This is a genomic window from Geobacillus sp. WSUCF1 (assembly GCF_000422025.1).
Taxonomy (GTDB): Bacteria; Bacillota; Bacilli; order Bacillales; family Anoxybacillaceae; genus Geobacillus; species Geobacillus zalihae.
In genome coordinates this window covers 1-208 of sequence record NZ_ATCO01000214.1, presented here as the reverse complement: position 1 = coordinate 208, position 208 = coordinate 1, and the positions used below count along the sequence as shown (strand labels likewise).

1 protein-coding gene is annotated in these 208 nt (G+C 33.2%); it reads left to right on the top strand.

Annotated elements, in window-relative coordinates; all coding sequences use genetic code 11:
• Window positions 1–83: 83 nt before the first annotated feature.
• The coding region (locus tag I656_RS18360; protein ID WP_164832362.1) for a helix-turn-helix domain-containing protein at window positions 84–208 on the top strand (125 nt) is incomplete at its 3' end.

Below are 208 nucleotides of genomic sequence, written 5' to 3'. Positions count from 1 at the left end.
TTTTGTATCACTACTAAAAATAATGATATAATATATGATATAATATATTATATAATATATTTAGTGAAAGAGAGGTGAGACAAATGGACATGACGTTAACAGCCAAAATAAAAATTTACCCAACAGCGGAACAAGCAGAAGTATTGAAAGCCACCCTTTCCGCTTATCGACAAGCGTGCAACGCTGTGTCTGTTGTGATTTTTGACAC